The 19,827-nt window shown below is 49.1% G+C and carries 13 protein-coding genes; 6 read left to right on the top strand and 7 right to left on the bottom strand.

Annotated features, from left to right (window positions below):
- Positions 1 to 40: 40 nt before the first annotated feature.
- Positions 41 to 808, top strand: coding sequence for an SGNH/GDSL hydrolase family protein (locus ACYVEA_RS10050; protein WP_461113298.1), 768 nt, complete (start codon positions 41 to 43; stop codon positions 806 to 808).
- A gap of 138 nt (positions 809 to 946) precedes the next feature.
- Here the strand turns inward: ACYVEA_RS10050 and ACYVEA_RS10055 are convergent, their stop codons facing one another.
- The 3 genes from ACYVEA_RS10055 to ACYVEA_RS10065 all read right to left on the bottom strand — a co-directional run bounded on the left by ACYVEA_RS10055 (position 947) and on the right by ACYVEA_RS10065 (position 6,700).
- A complete protein-coding gene (locus ACYVEA_RS10055; RefSeq protein ID WP_461113299.1) occupies positions 947 to 2,122 on the bottom strand; it encodes a glycoside hydrolase family 88 protein in 1,176 nt (391 codons plus the stop codon).
- A 187-nt stretch (positions 2,123 to 2,309) separates the two neighbouring features.
- Entirely contained in the window at positions 2,310 to 5,450 is a 3,141-nt protein-coding gene (locus ACYVEA_RS10060) for an efflux RND transporter permease subunit (RefSeq protein WP_461113300.1), read from the bottom strand.
- A 110-nt stretch (positions 5,451 to 5,560) separates the two neighbouring features.
- Positions 5,561 to 6,700: an efflux RND transporter periplasmic adaptor subunit gene (locus tag ACYVEA_RS10065; protein ID WP_461113301.1), complete on the bottom strand. Its 1,140-nt coding sequence runs from the start codon at positions 6,698 to 6,700 to the stop codon at positions 5,561 to 5,563.
- A gap of 468 nt (positions 6,701 to 7,168) precedes the next feature.
- On the opposite strand from ACYVEA_RS10065, the gene ACYVEA_RS10070 reads away from it, so the two are divergent.
- Together ACYVEA_RS10070 and ACYVEA_RS10075 are read left to right on the top strand one after the other, a co-directional pair.
- The gene (locus ACYVEA_RS10070; RefSeq protein WP_461113302.1) at positions 7,169 to 9,325 is read left to right on the top strand and encodes a hypothetical protein; all 2,157 of its coding nucleotides are present in this window, start codon (positions 7,169 to 7,171) and stop codon (positions 9,323 to 9,325) included.
- A 46-nt stretch (positions 9,326 to 9,371) separates the two neighbouring features.
- Complete coding sequence (locus tag ACYVEA_RS10075; protein ID WP_461113303.1) at positions 9,372 to 10,031, top strand: hypothetical protein; 660 nt, start codon at positions 9,372 to 9,374, stop codon at positions 10,029 to 10,031.
- Here the strand turns inward: ACYVEA_RS10075 and ACYVEA_RS10080 are convergent.
- From ACYVEA_RS10080 to ACYVEA_RS10090, 3 genes are all read right to left on the bottom strand, one after another.
- Complete coding sequence (locus tag ACYVEA_RS10080; RefSeq protein ID WP_461113304.1) at positions 10,018 to 10,647, bottom strand: NUDIX hydrolase; 630 nt, start codon at positions 10,645 to 10,647, stop codon at positions 10,018 to 10,020. The genes ACYVEA_RS10075 and ACYVEA_RS10080 overlap by 14 nt on opposite strands.
- A gap of 112 nt (positions 10,648 to 10,759) precedes the next feature.
- On the bottom strand, positions 10,760 to 12,358 hold the full coding sequence (locus tag ACYVEA_RS10085; RefSeq protein ID WP_461113305.1) for an NAD(P)/FAD-dependent oxidoreductase: 1,599 nt from the start codon (positions 12,356 to 12,358) through the stop codon (positions 10,760 to 10,762).
- 229 nt (positions 12,359 to 12,587) lie between these two features.
- The gene (locus tag ACYVEA_RS10090; protein WP_461113306.1) at positions 12,588 to 14,345 is read right to left on the bottom strand and encodes a T9SS type B sorting domain-containing protein; all 1,758 of its coding nucleotides are present in this window, start codon (positions 14,343 to 14,345) and stop codon (positions 12,588 to 12,590) included.
- 377 nt (positions 14,346 to 14,722) lie between these two features.
- Here ACYVEA_RS10090 and ACYVEA_RS10095 point away from each other — a divergent pair, with 377 nt between their 5' ends.
- A complete protein-coding gene (locus ACYVEA_RS10095; protein WP_461113307.1) occupies positions 14,723 to 16,654 on the top strand; it encodes a glycoside hydrolase family 88 protein in 1,932 nt (643 codons plus the stop codon).
- Positions 16,655 to 16,742: 88 nt separating this feature from the next.
- Here the strand turns inward: ACYVEA_RS10095 and ACYVEA_RS10100 are convergent, their stop codons facing one another.
- A complete protein-coding gene (locus tag ACYVEA_RS10100) occupies positions 16,743 to 17,762 on the bottom strand; it encodes an acyl-CoA reductase (RefSeq protein ID WP_461113308.1) in 1,020 nt (339 codons plus the stop codon).
- Between the two features lie 134 nt (positions 17,763 to 17,896).
- Here ACYVEA_RS10100 and ACYVEA_RS10105 point away from each other — a divergent pair, with 134 nt between their 5' ends.
- Both ACYVEA_RS10105 and ACYVEA_RS10110 read left to right on the top strand, forming a co-directional pair.
- A complete protein-coding gene (locus ACYVEA_RS10105) occupies positions 17,897 to 18,247 on the top strand; it encodes a 4Fe-4S dicluster domain-containing protein (RefSeq protein ID WP_093831309.1) in 351 nt (116 codons plus the stop codon).
- Positions 18,248 to 18,601: 354 nt separating this feature from the next.
- Positions 18,602 to 19,768 carry a porin gene (locus ACYVEA_RS10110; protein WP_461113309.1) on the top strand — a complete coding sequence of 389 codons (1,167 nt, stop codon included), beginning with the start codon at positions 18,602 to 18,604 and terminating at the stop codon, positions 19,766 to 19,768.
- Positions 19,769 to 19,827: the final 59 nt, after the last annotated feature.

Here is a 19,827-nt window from a genome sequence, read left to right on the forward strand (position 1 = left end):
GCAACAATCGGTCAGGTTCTTTTTTAATTTTTTCAATCGATTGCCACACTTACGCAACGAGTTACGTAAAGATAGTAAACGGATTTACTCACTCCGTTTGTGTTATCTAATGAATGTGCTGGTAATTGGCGACGAACATACATACGGCTACGGGCTGTCGGGAGGAAAGCTTAGTTATATAGGGCATTTTATTCGCCAGTTTAGCCGGGCTGGCCAAGCGGTTTCCGTAGAGGCCTACGCCAATCTAACAATGACCCAGATCGTCGCTACGTTGGATCGACTGCCGTTAAATCGGTACGATCTGATTGTGTTACAACTCGATGAGACGATACTACAACCTACGGAGTCAACCTTAACCGGTCCGCCTTGTGTGGCCGTGCCTTATTCGTCTGAGTTAGCACCACCAGCCAATCTGCCAGCTATACGTACTCGGTTAAAAAGTATCGGAAGCGCGCTACTGACATTTGTGTGGCCGCTACGTGCCCGGACGGCTTTGTCGGTGTTGATGAAACAACTTCGGCCGTATCGCCATAATGTCTTACTGATGACGCCTTTCCCGCACCGGAATGCAATTAACAGGTGGTTACGTAAGCAGAGCCGGGCCGTATTGCTTGATGAAGCTGACAGGCAGGTATTCAGTGTATTCGATACTGATTTGGTGATCCAGCCACGCGAAGAATATTTTCTGCCAAATGATAAAGAGCACCTCAGTGCTGTCAGTCATGAACTATTGGGACATTCTGTATTTGATTTTTATCAATCAGCGCCAACGATCGTTACGATTCAGGCCATCCGCCGGGAGGAATAAAGAATTTGCAGCCAACCTATGTTGACCGTCGTCTTTACTTAACGAAGCAAAAAAAGGCCCCAAACTACTTTTTGTTCGGGGCCTTTTTAGGTCTACAGAATCAGTAGTGCCGACCGGGATGGTGGACACTACTCACTACTAGCTCTTTGCTTTTTTACGTAGCGCGTCGTAACGTAGCAGCGCTTCCAGATAGTAATAATCGGCGTAAACGATTGGTGTGTCTACTTCACTTTTCTGCGGTTTGTGGCCCACGCTGTGTTTCAGAATGAAGTTGTTATTCTCGCCCAGGTTAGCTTTATAGGCGGGACTGGACAAACTCTCGAGCATCTTTACCGCAGCCTGATAGTACGTTTTCGCCGAAGGACCGCCGTAAGTAGAGAGTTCGAAAAGTGCCGAGGATGTAATAGCCCCTGCTGATGCATCGCGTTCTTCATTCGGGATATTTGGGGCGTTGAAATCCCAGTACGGAATCTTGTCGGCTGGTAAGTTTGGGTGATTTAAATAGAAGTCGGCAATGTGGCGGGCCTGATCCAGGTATTTCTTGTCTTTTGTTTCGCGATACATAACCGTAAAGCCATATAAGCCCCACGCCTGCCCACGCGCCCAGGCCGAGTTATCGGCATAGCCCTGCGCTGTTTTCCTGGCTGCAACCGTGCCGTCCGGATTGTAGCAAACGACGTGATAACTGCTGTAATCGGGCCGGTAGTGGTTCTTTATCGTATTATCCGCGTGCGTTACCGACAAGTTGTAAAATTCCTTGTTCCCCGATGTTTTAGCTGCCCAGAACAGAAATTCCAGATTCATCATGTTATCGATGATCACAGGATAATTGTAGTTCTGAAATTTATTCCACGACTTAATAACGCCAACCTTCGGGTCAAAACGCGTTGATAATGACTTGGCACCCGTCAATAAAATTGGCGGATACGTAGCATTTTTGGTCAGCCGATAGCCGTTTCCAAAAGGACAGTAAAGCATAAAGCCCAGATCGTGCGTGCCGGTGTTATACTGTTCCTTCGCTACGGCCATCGTCCATTTGTGAGCCGCTGCTTTCCAGACCGGCGCTTTTGTATACTCATAGATGTGCCAGAGTGAACCGCCAAAGAAACCACTGCACCACCAATCCGACGTCCTGTTATCCGGTGAGCCATCTGGTTTGGTTGATTGCGGGAATTTGGTGGTGTCAGGATGGGATTTCAGCATGAGTGCATATTGCTGGGCAGCAAACGCAAACTCTTTGTCGACATTAATTGGGGATTGCCCAAACGCAAACGGGCTTAGAAAAAGCAGGATAAATGGCAGGTAACGTTTCATGGATTTGCCGTATTGGAATAGGCTTTTATGGAATTTATGGAGAATGATTACTAGTCTAAGCCATGAAGCCATTTTTTTTAACCAGGAAATGTAAAAAGGTTTCAAAAGATGATGGGGCAGGACAGCAAAAGAGGTGAACCTGAACGAATCAGAATTCACCTCTTTCAAACAGCCATTGCTGTTTCAGTTAATGTACAACCAACTCCTTTGGCTTTCTCGTATCGCCTGGAAGACCTTCTGGCTGTGGAAGCGATTGTTGCTCACCACCTTCTGGCTCAACATCTTTTCTACGTGTCATGTACGTATAAATCACGGGCACAACGTAAAGCGTCAGCACAAGCGAGAACATCAACCCACCCACAATAACGATACCCAGCGGAACCCGGCTTTTCGAGGCCGATCCCAGCGCAAGGGCCAGTGGTAAAGCCCCAAAGGCCGCCACAAGTGTGGTCATCAGAATAGGGCGAAGACGTAGTGCCGCCGATTCGGTTGCAGCCGCAAATTTGTTTTTACCTGTCAATCGCTGCTCGTTGGCAAATTCTACAATCAGAATACCATTTTTGGTAACCAGCCCTACGAGCATGATGATGCCGATCTGGCTGAAAATATTCAGTGTCTGGTTAAACATCCAGAGCGAGAAAACGGCGCCCGCCAGAGCCAGCGGCACGGTAATCATGATGATGAGTGGATCAATAAACGAATCAAACTGAGCCGCCAAAACCAGATAAACCAGAATCAGGGCGAGGCCGAAGGCAAACAATGTATTGGATGAACTCTCGGCGTAGTCACGCGAGGGCCCCGAAAGAGCCGTCTGGAACGATTCATCAAGCGTACGTGCGGCAATAGCCCGCATGGCATCCACACCGTCACCAACGGTTTTGCCGGGCGCTAGCCCCGCCGATACCGTCGCTGACTTAAACCGGTTGTAGTGGTATACCTGGGGAGGGCTGCTTACTTCATGAAACTTGACCAGGTTATCTAACTGGATGAGCTGGCCCTGGCTGGAGCGTACATAAAAGGAACCCAAATCAACGGGAGCGTCGCGGTCGGCCCGGTCTACCTGCCCAATTACCTGATACTGTTTCCCGTTCATCAGGAAGTAAGCAAGGCGTCGGTTACTTAGTGCTAACTGGAGTGTCTGGGCCACATCCTGTACGGAAATCCCCAAATTGGTCGCCTTTTCCCGGTCAATGCTGATATTCAGTTCGGGTTTGTTGAATTTAAGGTCAACATCAGACGTCTGGAACGTAGGATCTTTCTGGACCTCATCCAGAAACAAAGGCAGTTTCTCCCGCAGTTTCTCAAAATTCAAATTCTGAATGACGAACTGAACGGGCAACCCGCCCCCCCGGCCCACCTGAATGGTTTGATCCTGTGTAGCGAACATGCGGGCCTCACTAAACCGCCTGACGCCCTTATTAATGAAGTCGACAATCTCCTGCTGTGAGCGTTTTCGTTCGCTGACGTCGACCATATTAAGCATCACAAAGGATGAGTTAACCGCGCCTGCGCCTGAGAATCCTGGTGCTACTACGCTGAATGCCAGCTTAGTCTCTGGGATGGAATCAAGCATGAAATTCATGACACGGTCGGTGGTAGCCGCCTGCGATTCGTAGCTGGTACCTTCTGGCGACGTAATAGAAACCCGCGTCCGGCCGCGATCTTCGAGTGGAGCCAATTCAGATTTCAGCAGTGATCCCAGGCCGAAAATAAGCAGCAAACACACGCCAATCATGACAAATGCCCAGCCGCGCCGACGCATGAACGTATCGAGCGAACGGCGGTAGGACGTATCGAGCCACTCGAATAATGGCTCTGTTTTTTCGTAAAACCAGGATCGTTTATCGTGGTTTTTACTGGTCATTTTCACACTAAGCACTGGCGTCAGTGTCAGCGACACAAAAGCAGAGATTAGTACGGCGCCGGCTACTACGATACCAAACTCCCGGAAAAGCCGCCCAACGAAACCTTCCAGAAATATGATGGGCAGAAAGACGATCGCCAGGGTAATAGACGTGGCCAATACGGCAAAGAAAATCTCGTTGGAACCTTCTTTGGCCGCCTGTTCGGTGTCCATTCCCTGCTCAATTTTCTTGTAAATATTCTCTGTAACGACGATACCATCATCCACCACGAGACCAGTTGCCAGCACGATTCCCAGCAATGTCAGTACGTTGATACTGAAGTCAGCTACGTACATGATAAAAAAGGCCCCGATCAGCGATACGGGAATATCGATCAGCGGCCGGAAGGCGATCAGCCAGTCGCGGAAGAAGAAATAAATGACCAGTACAACCAGGACAAAGGAAATAATCAGCGTCTCGCCAACCTCTTCAATGGCTCGCCGGATGAATATGCTTCGGTCAATGCCAACGCTGACAATGATGTCGTCGGGCAAATCTTTTTTGAGCTGATCGAATCGTTTGTAGAACTCATCAGCGATGCTTACATAGTTGGCACCGGGCTGAGGAATCAACACCAGAATGACGCCTACTGCCCCGTTTTGCTTCGAGATGGTTTCTTCATTCTCTGCACCTAACGTAGCGTAACCCACATCTTTAAACCGCACAATCTGATTACTCGTCTGCCGCAGAATCAGGTTATTGAATTCTTCTTCGGTCGTGATCCGGCCAACGGCTTTTACGGTTAATTCGGTGTTGTTGCCATACACCTTGCCGCTGGGTAACTCAACGTTCTGGGCCGTCAGGGCGCTTTGAATGTCCTGCGCTGTCAGGCGGTAAGCTGCCAGTTTGATTGGATCAATCCAGAGCCGCATGGCCTGGCGCTTGAGGCCATAAATGTTGGCCTGACTAACACCCGGAATCGTTTGCACCCGCTCCTGCAGTACGTTCTCCGCATAGTCGGATAACTGGGTTGGGTTGCGGGTCGTGCTCTGAACGGTCATGAAAATGATCGGTTCGGAGTTTGCGTCGGCCTTGGTCACAACGGGTGGCGCGTCAATGTCCTGAGGAAGCTGGCGCTGGGCCTGGGCTACCTTGTCGCGTACGTCGTTAGCGGCCTGCTCCAGGTTTGCATCCAGGTTAAACTCAATCGTAATGGTGCTGGCCCCCAATGCGCTATTCGACGAAATCGTACGAATACCTTCGATACTGTTGAGCGATTTTTCGATAGGCTCCGTAATCTGCGATTCCACAATGTCGGGATTCGCACCGGTGTAGTTTGTCCGCACCGAAATTACCGGCGGGTCAATGGCCGGGTATTCACGTACGCCAAGGAACGTGAAACCGATGATGCCAAACAACACGATAACGATGGACATTACCATCGCAAATACGGGCCTGTTCAGACTTAACTCGGGTAGACTCATTGCTGTATTGAGTTTATAATGTTTGGTTTACAGTTTACGGTTTTTAGTTTTCGGCGTTGCAATGTGCGTCTGCGTTAGCCACTGAAAACTGTAAACCGAATACGAAAAACTCAGTTTGCTGCTACTTTTGGACCATTTCCTGGCAACGTTATCACCTTATTAACCTTGACGGGTGCATCCGGTTTGATGAACAACAAACCCGTTGTTGCTACGGTGTCACCAATTTGAAGGCCCGACAGAATCTGAATCGAACCAGCGGTACGAAGGCCAGTTTTCACGTCTTTAAATACAGCCTTGCCATTTTTAACCACAATAACCTGATTCGTTCGGGTCTGTGGAATAACGGCCTGGGTTGGAACGACCAGACTTTGATCGTTTTGAATCGTGAGCGTTACCCGGGCGAATGCACCAGGCCGAAACCGGGTCGATGCGTTGTTTACCCGAGCCCGTATACGCAGGTTACGCGTTTGCTCTTCAACACCTGGTTCAATAGCATACACCACTGCCTGGCTTGGCTGGCTATCTCCATCTACCATAAACGAAATCATACTGCCATTGTGTACTGCCTGACCGTATTTTTCGGGGATCGAAAAATCAAGTTTGAGCGACGAAATCTGCTGCAAACGGGCAATCAACGTACTGGGTGAAACGACAGCCCCCATACTAACATTCCGCAACCCAATTACGCCCGAAAACGGTGCCCGAATTTCAGTACGCTGTAAGTTAGCTTTCACCAGATCAATGTCCGCCAGCGATGAACGCAGGTTGGTGGTAACGATATCATACTCCTGTTGGCTGATACCACCCCGTTCCAGCAATTGTTTGTTACGTTCTTCCGTACGCCGTGCATTATCGGCCTGTGCCTGAAGCTTTTGAAGTTGTGCCCGTAGATCCGTGTCGAACAGTTTAACCAGCAGCGCCCCTTTTGCCACGGGTTGGCCTTCCTGAATATTAAGCTCCGTAATGCGAGCCGAAATTTCGGGATAGATGTCAACCTGTTCTGCCGCCAGCAGTGAGCCACTGGATACGATATCTTCCCGTATACGTTGCAACGCGACCACGAAGCCACTAATCGTTGAGGGGCCACCTCCACCAGGGCCACCTTTCCCGCCAGCAGCGCCACCGCCACCTTTTCCGCCACCACCTCCGCCAGCGGGATTAGCGCCAGGAGCCGGATGTAACACTTTGTTATACACAATTATCCCGCCGAGTACCAGAACGACGAGACCGATAGCAATCCATCTTTTCACAGGGAAGTTATTAGCAAAGGAGACTATAAATTTTAACGGTAGAAAGGCCGTGATTGTTCTTCAAATGCAAATCTATTAAGGTTGACGACTATATCAACGCGCAGCGTACTGAACATAAAGGGATTTTATTTGAGCTTTCTGCCTGTAAACCAACGCAAAGCACTCGACTTTATGCGTAAAAATGCTCAGTAGATAACGCTCTTTACGGTGGCTTTCTGCGCTGAAAATCAGCCCTTTTTCATATTGCTTAACGTGATGTTAACCGAGTATGTTTAAATACAGAAATGAATTGATTTTCAGGAAGTACTTACGGAGTTAATATTAAAAAAATTAAGAAACTTCCTTCCGTCGTCGTTCGAGTTTTTAGACTTGTTGGCTAATTTCCGAAAACCAGCCATACGGCTTCCTATATTCGCCGGGTAGTAGCCAGCACCTTCCTTCTTTTCTGTTCATTTGTCCATTTGCCGCATGAAACCCCAATTGTTTTTCATAACCAGTATCTTCATTGCCAGCTTCGCTTTTCAGCCGATTTTTTCTCAAAAAGTATCCTCGGAACGTATCGATCGAAGAGCGGTCGTAGCCCGGCATAATGTGGTGACTACTCGCTTCGACTCGATGCAGTCCGTTTCGGTGGGTAATGGCGAGTTTGCCTTTACTGTTGATCCGACGGGTCTGCAAACATTTCCGGATGTTTATCAGCATGGTGTTTCGCTAGGTACGCAATCACAATGGGGCTGGCATAGCTTTCCGAACACACAACACTATCAGCTCGACGAGGTGTATAAAAACTACAAATCGCACAACCGGGATGTTTCTTATACCTATGCTTTTTCGGAACCCGAGCGGCTTAAAGCGGTATCGGACTGGTTTCGGGAGAATCCGCATCGGCTGCACTTAGGGCAGATTGGGTTTGGCTTAACGAAAGCGGATGGCTCGCCAGTCAGGCCAAAAGATTTGCAAAACATCCGGCAGGAACTGGATTTGTGGACAGGTGAAATTCGGAGTCATTTCGAGCTGGAAGGGCAACCTGTAGACGTACTGACGGTGGGGCATCAGAGTCAGGACCAGGTGGCGGTTCGGGTGCAGTCGCCGTTGCTGAAAACCGGTCGGCTTACCCTGACGTTTCGCTTCCCGTATGGGTCCGGCGATTGGGAAAATGCCAGCGACTGGACACGTCCGCAGCGCCATAAGTCGCGGCTTAGGTCCACTACGGGTCACGGCGCGCTGATCGAACGCACACTCGACACCACCCGCTATTCGGTACGTATCGGCTGGAGTGGTGCGGCCTCGCTAACGCAACCAGAAACACATCAGTTTATCCTGAAACCGACTGGGTCAACTGAATCCTTTGAGATGAGCTGTCGATTCTCGCCCAAAGCGGCTGGTCAGGCTACGGCATCCTTTGCCGAAACGTTGACTAATAGCCAACAGCGTTGGAGCCAATTCTGGCTAACGGGTGGCGCCATTGATCTGGCGGGGAGCACCGATCCTCGTGCGGCCGAACTCGAACGACGTATCATTTTGTCGCAATATCTCACTAAAATTCAGTGTGCCGGGTCGGCTCCTCCGCAGGAAACAGGGCTGACCTATAATAGCTGGTATGGCAAGCCACACCTTGAAATGCACTGGTGGCATGCCGCTCATTTTGCCCAGTGGAATCGAATCGATTTGCTGGAAAAAAGTCTCGGCTGGTACCAGTCAGTTCGAAAAAAAGCACAGGCTATTGCAGTCCGGCAAGGTTTCAAAGGCGTTCGCTGGCCGAAGATGGTCGATCAGGTGGGTAACGAAAGCCCGTCGACTATTGCGCCATTTCTTATCTGGCAGCAGCCTCATTTCCTGTATTTTGCAGAATTATGTTATCGCCAACATCAGAATCGGGCCGTGCTGGACAAATACAAAGACCTGGTGTTTGAAACGGCTGATTTCATGGCTTCATACGCCTATTTCGATCCTGAAAAAAAGGCGTATATCCTGGGCCCCGGCCTGATTCCGGCGCAGGAGCGTTTCAAAGCCGATGATACGTATAACCCGACTTATGAGCTGGCTTACTGGCGCTGGGGCCTGACCGTAGCCCAGCAATGGCGGCAGCGGCTTGGCCTGCCCCGAAACAAGCAGTGGGACGACGTATTGACCAAGCTTTCGCCACTGCCTGTACAGAATGGACTTTATCTGGCTGCCGAGAGTGCACCAGACTCATATACCTTCCCGGCCTACATGACCGATCACCCTGCTGTACTGGGCGCCTTCGGTTTCCTGCCCATGTCGTCGCAACTTGATGTACTCACCATGCAACGTACCTTCGAGAAGGTCATGAACGTCTGGAATTGGGAAGAAACCTGGGGTTGGGACTATCCGCTGGTCGCGATGACGGCTGCCCGTTTGGATAAACCGAAAGACGCTGTGGATGTGCTACTGATGAACGTAACAAAAAATACATTTCTGCCCAACGGCCACAATTATCAGCGGAGTAACCTACGCATTTATTTGCCGGGAAATGGCGGTTTGTTGATGGCTATTTCTATGATGTGCGCCGGTTGGGATGGCTACAAAGGCGACCCGAATCCTGGTTTCCCGAAAGACGGTACGTGGCAGGTGAAATGGGAAGGGCTTAAACCAATGCCCTGAGAATTGCTGCGTTTATCTGCGTATATTGCATCAAACACGTAACGTCATGATACCGGTTGAGGAGAAAAGCAAGCGAGGTAAACTAGCCCTGACACCCGAGCAGCGTCGTCAACGGCAATTTTTATTAAGTCAACTTGTCTACGAAATGGACGATAAACCAATATACTATGCTGGTTATCGGGATGTGTTGAACGGACTAAAAGTGCCAGAGGAAATTATGGGTGCAAGCTACCTCCAAAGTTATTTGATTGAAATTATACAGGAGTTTCTATTTGCACACCCGTTTCGTAAGCAATTCCGAATCTTGGCGAGCGAATTAGGCGTTCAGATTGATAAGAAAAAATGGCGTTCCTGCGATATAGCCCTTTATGATAAGGCGAGGCTCACAAATGTTCCTTTATCAAATAAATACATGCCTATTGCGCCAGATTATGTCATTGAAATAGACACGAAGGCCGATTTAAGTAAATACTATTACCAGCATGAATATTTTGTCAAGAAAACCCATCAGCTACACGAGTCTGGGGTAAAGAAAGTGATCTGGATTTTTACGGAAACAATGCCTAGTATCTGGGAGTCTGAGTCCGCCGACGAAATTGTCATTCGGAATGGCTGGGATCATGACGTGACCATCACCGAGGGCATGACCTTCAATCTGGCAAAGTTGTATGCTGAAGCACAGACAGATCAGTCTACGAATCAATAACCATCAGTAACTCGCTGATCATCATGGCGGTAGCACCCCATACGCGATACCCCTGAATCTGGTAGAAGGGCGCATCAACGGTTATTCCCCGCACTTCAATCTTGCTATCGCCAACGATTGTTTCGTCCAGGAGCTGATGAAGGTCGACTTCGACCACGGCTTCGACTTCGCGCGGATCAGGGTAAAAGTCTGGCCGATAGGGAAGTACGCCCACCACGGGCTGTACATAGAAATTGCTTGGTGGTATGAAGAGCTCCGTCAGCAGGCCCAGTACTTTCACATCAGACACCCGAATGCCCACCTCCTCCTGCGCTTCACGTAGTGCCGTACGGGTAAGGTTTTCGTCAATACGTTCCATCCGTCCCCCCGGGAATGCCATTTGACCGGCATGGACTCCATCGTACTGCGGCCGTAAAATCAGTGGCAGATAAATTGAGTTCTGATACGGGTAGAAGCAAATCAACACAGCACTTCGACGCGTGCGTTCGTTGGGCTTTATGCCAAGTCGATACCGAGCCGTCGACGCCATTTTTTGATGGGCTGATTCGCCTGGCAACGGCTTCTTCAAACGTTTCTGCAGGTCTTCGGTAAAGGTTTGAAAGGAGGTGTCGATCATCTGATTTTCCAGTTTACGGTTTCCAGTTTACGGTTTTCAGTTGTTGTGCCATGACCGTATCGACGGCCCGGCACTGTGCGTAACTGAAAACCGTAAACCGAAAACTGGAAACTCATTTATATAGCTTAACTAATTCTTCAGCACAACGTTCGCCATCCATAGCTGCCGACACGATGCCACCCGCGTAGCCAGCGCCCTCGCCACAGGGAAACAAGCGCCGAAGCACTACGTGTTCGCATGTATCGCGATCACGCGGAATACGTACTGGCGACGAGGTTCTACTTTCAACTCCAATTAGTTGCCCATCGTTGCTTAAGTAACCGCGCATCTTCCGGCCGAAATCACGCAGCCCCTGGCGAAGCGGTTGCGCAATATGATCGGGTAACACGTCGCTCATATCGACCGAAGCCAGGCCCGGCTGATAGGAGGTCGGCAGCAATTCACTCGAGACGCGCCCGTCTACAAAATCGGCAACAAGCTGTGCTGGAGCGGTTTGCGATCTGAGAAGAGATGCCTCATCGGCGGTTTGAACAGCGCCCATCCGGCAAGCCCAGCGTTCCAGGTCCTGCTGCAAAGCCAATCCGGCTAAGGGTCCTTCGTCCGCATAAGGCCGAAGGTCATCGTCTGTGATCGCTACAACCAGCCCCGAATTAGCGTATTGTGAATCCCGCCGTGAGGGCGACATGCCATTGACCACTAATTCACCCGGAGCCGTTGCCGCTGGCACAATAAAGCCACCCGGACACATACAAAACGAAAAAACGCCCCGTTCTACCCCTTTAAAACGCGTTTGAGCTACCAAACTATACGATGCAGCTGGCAGATAGTCGCCACGATTGGGCCGGTGATACTGGAACTGGTCAATCAAACTCTGCTGATGCTCAATGCGAACGCCCATCGCAAATGATTTAGCTTCAATGCGGACATTACGCTTGTGGAGCATATAAAAAATATCGCGTGCTGAGTGGCCCGTTGCCAGAATAACACCAATGCCCGTCAGGGATTCGCCATTGGCTAACACAACGCCCTTTAGCGCGTTTCCCTCTATAATCAGGTCTGTTACTTTTGTATCGAAGCGAACGTCACCGCCAGCGTTCAGAACACTTTCACGGAGGTCTGTTACTACGTTGGGTAGCTTGTTGGTGCCAATGTGCGGGTGGGCATCGACCAAAATCTGTTCGGTGGCCCCATGCGCTACAAAAATTTCCAGAATGCGTCGTACGTCACCCCGTTTTGTGGAGCGCGTATACAGTTTCCCATCTGAATACGTACCGGCTCCCCCTTCGCCAAAGCAATAGTTCGATTCCGGATTGACGATATGCTCTTTGTTAATGGCGGCAAGATCACGACGGCGGGCGCGAACATCACTGCCCCGTTCCAGCACGATGGGTTTTATACCCAGCTCGATCAGTCGGAGGGCGGCAAATAATCCCGCAGGCCCGGCGCCAACCACAATGGCTTGTGGGGCACGACTGACATCCTGCTGCGGTTTCTGATACTGAATAAGCGGGGGCGGAGTTTCGCCGGCAAACACGTCAGCTTCAACCAGCACTTTAACGTGCCGATTGCGGGCATCAATTGACTGGCGACGTTTACGCACCACTACGTCATCTGTGTCGGGTAAACTGAATTGACTCAGTAGCTTCTCCCGGAAGGCCGTCTCGTCTAAAGCCAGTTCGGGAGGAAGAGTCAGTGAAAGTTGATGAATCATTGGTGTCAGTGGCCAGTTTTTATCTGGCAACAGATTAATAAAATACTGTGTCGGCAAAGCTGTCTGATTTCTAACAGGCAGACAAGAATTTGGGTTCTTTTTTCTGAGTACCCGACAAAACTAAACCGATGTTGGCCGACCGCCCAATGGCTACGTCATTTTCAACCAGCATTCACAGTATTGACTCGTTTCGCAACGCTGGTAATGAAAAGCTAAATGAAGCCTGCCGTTAACGGATTAAGGTCAAAGCACCCGTATGCGTGCTGATTTTTCCAGTGCCTGATTCAATCGTTAGTTGATAGCTATAAACGCCGGTTGCAGTAGTTTCTCCATGATAGCTACCATCCCAAGCCAGAACCTGATCAAAGAGGGAGGTGAGTACCTGATGAAAGATGACCTGTCCCCACCGGTTATAAATGGTCAGTTGTCGAAGCCGACCCAGGCAAGGATTAACGATTGCCCGAAAGGTGTCATTGACTCCATCGCCATTCGGGGTGAAGCTGCTGGGCATAGCCAACAGACAAGGAAGGACTTCTACGTTCATGCCATAGCTGGCTTCACAATCTGTGTTTGCCAGTCGGACCTTAACCTGATAGTGCGTCGTTTGGGTAGGCTTAGCCCAGGTGATAGCACAACCCGGACAGGACAAATCGGTGCTGGGCGACCAGCTATACAGGGCGTCGCTAGGGCCAGATGCGATCAGTTGCAGGCTGTCTCCCTGGATCATGACTGTATCCCGAAGGGGTTTGATGGTTGCCTGCCGGATCACCAGATGAGTTGTTACGAGACTATCGCACAGGGGAGCGTGCCTGGCAATGCGTGTCAGATAACTACCCGTGGTAGAATACGTACTATCTCCAACAACTAGCTGACTTCCTTGACAGAGCGTTATGCTTTGGGTATAATTGACTGCGGGACGTATTGTCAAATTGGTAATGAGAATACTATCGCAACCAGATGAGCGCGGAAACACATGTCGATAGATGTCGGAGCGGGTATAAATCGAATCGCCTACCGAATAGGTTTCGCCAGCGCATAAGCTCACCTGCTGAACCGTTGGAATCATCAACTGATCAACTTGATAGTTCAGGCGCAACGTGGTCTGACACGTGGGGTTCAGGGTCGATCTGGATTCTACATCCACCCAGTACGTGTCCCGTAGTTTAGGGGTAATTTGTATTGTCGCCGTTGTGTCTCCCGTATTCCATCGGTATCGATCAAAGCCAGCCGGGGCCGTCAAGCGCATCAGACTAGCCTGCGGGGTGCAGCCTGAAGATGCCGTAATGGCCATTTCCAGACACTGGGCATCAAAATACGCATAGCCATAATGCCCACCTTCGGTACAATCGTGAGTGGTCACCTCCAGGCGTAGCGTCTGTCCCACGTAGGCCCGCAAATCCAGCACATGACTCGTCCAGTTCCGGTATAGGAGTCGATCGAACGTACTATCTTTCTCCTGATAGATGAAGCCTGCGGTCTGGTTTGTCGCAACGGCCTCATAGTACCCACAGCGAACGGTATCGCCTGCCAGCGTTCGAATCAGTAGACTAAAGCCCGGCTGATGCTCAATGCGATGATTCGGGTTTTGGAGTACCACCGCAACCTGATACCGCAGTAAAGGCTTATCAGCTGGCACGACGAATGTCGTTCGAAGCTGATCCACATACCCTCCTGCTTCTAAATCGCCAATTCGAACGGAATACTGGCTACCTGGGGCAACCACTGGAATGGGTTCCCTGACATTGGGGTCGTATCCATCGCTACGGCTGGTGATGATATGCCCATATTCACCGTTAGCTGAATGAAGACTACCAGGTTCCAGGTGGAGCGTCACGGGAAAAACGTAGGGTGACATTTCTGCTGTCCAGCGCTCCCAGCCCTGAAACGAGCCATCATCAAAGCCGATCGTGCGACAGTCTACGGCTTGCCCATAACTGAGTACGCTCGTCCACAATCCTAGCCAACCGAACACAAGAAGCCGGGCCATAACGCTGCTTTTTTCAGAAGAACGATTAAGTGAAAAAAACAGTATATGAGGCTTTTACAGACCTGATTTCTTATAATATGCTTTCCGGAATGGATAGCCTTATCTCGAATTTCGCCATAAACTCACAACTGGCGATGTCTTGTGTTTCTATCGTATCTGCCTAAATAAAAGTTGGCGAACGCCTGAGCTTTAAGAGGCACCTTTGCCAACACGAATCTTTCTCAGGGTGTCTATCAAAGGTATTTTTTAGTGAATCCGAAAAATTATTTGTCGTAAAAAGGGTATATGTCCGGTTTGCCTGTCTATTTCCTTTGTTTAGGGTGAAATAGATTCCGGTCAAACCCGCTATTTAATTTTTCAAGCGCGAGAAAATGAGTATGAAATGTAGTCTTTTAGGCTATCTGCTGGTGTTGAGCCCTTGCCTGCTGGCACAACCAACAGCTCAGCCACGTAGCACGCCCTGGTCGCAGCGTATGGTTGCGTCTATAATGGCCAATAATCCCGATTCAATTTCCTACAAACGAAAAGATGGCAGCGCTTCGCCTGCTCACTGGGAGTATGAAATGGGGGTTATACTGGAAGCTGTTGAACAGGTCTGGTATCGCACCGCAGACGATAAGTATTTCCAGTATATTCAGAAAAATATGGACCGTTTTGTAGGGCCGGACGGCACGATTCGAACCTACCGACTGGATGATTACAACATCGACTTCGTTACGCCCGGTCGATCTTTGTTATTGCTTGCTCAGCAAACGTTGCCTGGTAAAGAAAAATACCGAAAAGCGGCTGACCTGCTTCGTAAGCAACTGGAACAACAGCCGCGTACGAAAGAAGGCGGTTTCTGGCATAAAAAGCGGTATCCAAATCAGATGTGGCTCGATGGATTGTACATGGCCGAGCCGTTCTACGCTGAGTATACGAAGTTGTATGGACCAACGAAGAATTTCGACGACATAGTCAATCAGTTCGTTTGGATGGAGAAACACGCGCGGGATGAAAAAACGGGTTTACTCTACCACGCCTGGGACGAAAGCCGGGAGCAAAAATGGGCTAACCCACAAACGGGAAAGTCGCCTAATTTCTGGAGCCGGGCCATGGGTTGGTACGTTATGGCCCTGGTCGACGTATTGGATTATATACCTGCAAATTACCCTCGCCGGGGTGAGTTGATCACGATTCTGCAACGTACCATACCGGCTATTTTGAAATATCAGGACCCTAAATCGGGCTGCTGGTACCAGGTGACGGACCGGCTCGGCGATAAGGGTAATTACCTCGAAGCCTCGGGTACGGGCATGTTTGTCTATGCAACGGCGAAAGGGGTGCGGATGGGCTATCTGCCTGCGTCCCTAATGGCATCGGCACGCAAAGGTTACGACGGCATGCTGAAACAATTTATTTCTACTGACGCAAAGGGACTAATTCACCTGGAAAAAACGGTGCTTGTGGGTGGATTAGGTGGTACACCTTATCGCGACGGTAGCTACGAATATTACCTGAGCGAACCACTACGTCAGGATGATTTAAAAGGCGTAGGCCCCTTTGTTATGGCCAGCGTCGAAATGGAAATTGAAGACGAGCGTAAAGTTGGCAGAGGGAAGACTGTTGCCGTAGATAATTACTTCAACCACGAATTCCGGAAAGGGGACACGGGTGAGCAGGAGCCTTTTCATTACACCTGGGAGGATCGGCAGCACTCGGGTTTCTGGTGGTGGGGAACCACGTTTCGAAAGCTGGGCGCTAAAACAGTTACTATCTCAGGTGCCCCAACCGCGGCTTCGCTGAAAGGTGTGGACGTGTACATCATTGTTGATCCTGATACACCCAAAGAAACGCCAAAACCAAATTATATTAGTGATGCCGATAGTAAGGCCATTGTCGATTGGGTACAGGCGGGTGGCACATTGATGCTGATGGCTAATGATACGTCCAATTGTGAACATTTTTATTTCAATAAACTGGCCGCTCGATTCGGGATGCAGTTTCTGCCCAAAAACCGCAACATGGTGCAGGGAAACCAGTTTGAGCAGGGCAAAATCAGCCTACCCGCCGGAAATTCTGTCTTCCCGACAACCCGAACCGTATATATTAAAGAACTATCTCCGCTCGATGTGAAGGCTCCCGCTAAAGCAGCCATAACAGATTCGGGCGATGTTATTATGGGCGTCGCTAAAGTGGGGAAGGGAACTGTTTTTGCCGTAGGGGACCCTTGGCTCTATAATGAGTATGTAGACGGTCGAAAAATACCCGCCCAGTTCGAAAATTTTCAAGCAGCTAAAGAGTTGGCCGCCTGGTTATTGTCCCAATAACGGCACTTTGGGTATTTCTTAACTCCTCAATTCTCTGAAGGGGACTTTGTCCGTGCTTAACCAAAGTCCCCTTCAGAGAATTGAGGAGTTAAAGACTTGATAAGAAGGCCATTGTGTCGACTCCATCAGCATAATCACTCAAACCCGGTTGTTGCGTCTGACCGAATGGTATACTGCCAGAAAACCAACCCTGCGCCGAGGTAATTACCTGAATCCGCTCGGCGCGTTCGTTGAGCCAGGTGGTGGCGTCTGCCTGCGTCTGGTACGTCTGGAAATACAGCACCGAGATAGGAGAGACCAGCGCATCATTCTCCGTTAACAGCAAATAGCCGTTGTCGAGGTGTGGAACCCCATTGATGAGGTATATCGACTTGTTGTAGTCGTAATTATTCTGATACTTATGGTTGTTGAGATAGATGGGTGCCTGGGGTTCCAACGCCCGCAGCAGGGGAATAAAATCATATCCCTCTGGCACCAGTACCGTTGATACGTTACGGCATCCCAACCCGTAGTAATCCGAAATATCGTGACCGAGTTTCAGGAATTCGTCGCCATCTTCTTCGCCCATCAGTAATCCCACCGAGGTACGGTTTTTTCGGATGATATGGGGCTTTTTGGCAAAATAGTACTCAAAATACCGGGCGGTATTACTACTGCCTGTAGCAATGTAGGCATCAGCCGCATTGAGTCTATCTGCTTCTTCAATCCAGTTGTTGAAAGATGGATTGATCTCCTTTAATTTTTGTATTAAATAGTGGATTAATACAAAATCCTGACTGCTCAGTTTGGCTAATAGCTTATGACCGCTCATCAGTACACAAAGAAGATCATGAAAACCAACAGCCGGAATATTTCCTGCCATGACAACACCGACCGTTTTAGGAATCTCTGGTTCAGATCGATACTGGCTTGCCCAGGCTGTTAATTTATCGGCCGCCAGAAATTCATCTGCAACAGCTCGTAAGGCAATCAGTGAGTTAGCAGGCGTAAACCAGTTATTTTTATAATTAGCCCGTTGGGCAATTTCGTCCAGTTCGGACTGGGCATTAGTTGAGCGCAGAAAGTCACCTAAAGCCACGAACGTTTGCTGGCGTTCTAATTGAAGCATGAATTGGATAAACAAATGGAATACACCATCAACTAATGTAATTAAATTTTAGTTTGTCGCCAACCTTTAAATAGTTATATTTGTTGTCCAATTCACACGGATACTAATTTAGCGTCTATAAATCAGAACTGCTCATGGCAATCATGATCACCGATGAGTGCATCAACTGTGGTGCCTGCGAACCCGAATGCCCTAACACGGCCATCTATGAAGGTGGTGTCGAATGGACCTGGGGAGGTGGAACCGAATTAAGTGAAGTAGATTTCGGGGACGGCACGGTCGTGAGTGGCAAAGCTCCTCAATATCCTGTCTCTAACGAATTTTACTATATCGTTTCCGATAAATGCACGGAGTGCGTAGGCTTTCACGAAGAGCCACAATGCGCGGCTGTCTGTCCAGTTGACTGCTGTGTTCCCGATCCTGATCACGAAGAGGATGAAGAAACACTGCTAGCCAAGAAATCCTGGCTCCACGCCGAAGCGTAGTACTACAGTCCATAAACCTTACTGCAATGCCCGGTTAGTTCGCTGACCGGGCATTGTTGCGTTTTGTACCTTCTGTTACCGCTGGAATAGTCGATTTTGAAGCAAAAAAGCACTTTTGCTGAAGAGAATAATATTTGGGAAAGCGTTTGATTAGCCAAATATGTTGAAAAGGCAAAAATTGCTGTCTTTTTCGGGATTTATGTTAGATATAATAGTATAATTTCAATAAAATTGCAAAAATATTAAAAATATACATAATTATTTGGGGTTGTAGGTTGCGTACAATAATTTTTTAAACAAAATTTGCTTCGACATAAGACCACAGAGAAAGTTGTACTCCACCAAATTATTGCTATGAAAAAAATAGTTTTACTTATTAGTTCTTTGTTTTTAGGTTATGGCGCTCAAGCGCAAGACTCAACGGCTGCTACGCCAGGGAAATTTACCTTCTCGGGCTACATGGACACCTACTACTTTGGCAACTTTAACAATCCCAAAAGTCAGTCGAACTTAGGTTTAGGACCTTCTGGGGGAGTTGGTAATGCACGGGCGTTTGACCAGAAAGCGGGTCAGTTTGGCATCGGTTTAATTCAGGCCAAAGCAACTTATACTTCCGATAAAGTTGATGCAGTAATGGACCTGACATTTGGCCCATTTGCCGACTTAGGAAACTATGGCAACAATATTGGGCCGCTTGGTGCTGGCTCAACGGCACTCGCCATCAAACAGGCTTACATTGTTTTTAAGGCAACGCCTAAATTATCCTTTACGGCTGGCCAGTTTGGAACACACATTGGGTATGAAGTAATCGACGCTCCTGTTAACTACAACTACTCGCTCTCCAACCTCTTCAATAACGGACCCTTCTATCACATCGGGCTGAAGGCCCAATACGCGTTCAGCGACAGGGCTTCGTTGATGCTTGGTTTAGTGAACAACGTCGATAATCTGACTGATAACAACAAAAAGAAAGGAGTCATTGGGCAGTTCTTCTTCTCGCCGGTTGCGGGCTGGAATGTGTACCTGAACGGTATTATGTCGAATGAAGCCTCAGCGCCAACCTCTACGACGCCGTCTGTATCGGCTGATGATGCCATGTATCAGCTCTACGACCTGACCACTACGTATCAGATCACGTCGAAATTCATGCTTGGTTTGAACGCGGCTACTGGCTCGCAAAAGGGTGATTATCAGAATACGGGTGGTCCAGCTACGTCGAAAACCTGGGGTGGTGTTGCTGGATATGCGAACTATGCCTTCACCGACAAATTCGGTATGGGCATACGCTACGAAACATTCGATAACAAAAACGGTGTCCGTGCGCTGACCGATGCGGCTGGTCTTGGTGCCAGTGTCAACTCAATAACGATAACGGGCAATATCACAGCCGGTGATGGGCACGTATTGCTCAAGCCGGAATTCCGGGTCGATAGTTACTCGGCTAACAAATTCGAGAAAAATGATGGCGCACTGACCAAGTCGCAGGCAACGCTCGGTATGGCGGCTATCTTCAAATTCTAATAGCCTTACTCACCAGTTTTAACCCAAATTTTCACTTTTAGTACAACAAAAACCCCTTA

This window comes from Spirosoma jeollabukense (assembly GCF_054777855.1).

Bases quoted from the DNA above. Each gene is read 5' to 3' on its own strand.
- ACYVEA_RS10070 (WP_461113302.1), top strand. From the start codon at position 7,169: ATGAAACCCCAATTGTTTTTCATAACCAGTATCTTCATTGCCAGCTTC.
- ACYVEA_RS10085 (WP_461113305.1), bottom strand. From the start codon at position 12,358: ATGATTCATCAACTTTCACTGACTCTTCCTCCCGAACTGGCTTTAGAC.
- ACYVEA_RS10105 (WP_093831309.1), top strand. From the start codon at position 17,897: ATGGCAATCATGATCACCGATGAGTGCATCAACTGTGGTGCCTGCGAA.
- ACYVEA_RS10055 (WP_461113299.1), bottom strand. From the start codon at position 2,122: ATGAAACGTTACCTGCCATTTATCCTGCTTTTTCTAAGCCCGTTTGCG.
- ACYVEA_RS10090 (WP_461113306.1), bottom strand. From the start codon at position 14,345: ATGGCCCGGCTTCTTGTGTTCGGTTGGCTAGGATTGTGGACGAGCGTA.
- ACYVEA_RS10110 (WP_461113309.1), top strand. From the start codon at position 18,602: ATGAAAAAAATAGTTTTACTTATTAGTTCTTTGTTTTTAGGTTATGGC.
- ACYVEA_RS10080 (WP_461113304.1), bottom strand. From the start codon at position 10,647: ATGATCGACACCTCCTTTCAAACCTTTACCGAAGACCTGCAGAAACGT.
- ACYVEA_RS10075 (WP_461113303.1), top strand. From the start codon at position 9,372: ATGATACCGGTTGAGGAGAAAAGCAAGCGAGGTAAACTAGCCCTGACA.
- ACYVEA_RS10060 (WP_461113300.1), bottom strand. From the start codon at position 5,450: ATGAGTCTACCCGAGTTAAGTCTGAACAGGCCCGTATTTGCGATGGTA.
- ACYVEA_RS10095 (WP_461113307.1), top strand. From the start codon at position 14,723: ATGAAATGTAGTCTTTTAGGCTATCTGCTGGTGTTGAGCCCTTGCCTG.
- ACYVEA_RS10100 (WP_461113308.1), bottom strand. From the start codon at position 17,762: ATGCTTCAATTAGAACGCCAGCAAACGTTCGTGGCTTTAGGTGACTTT.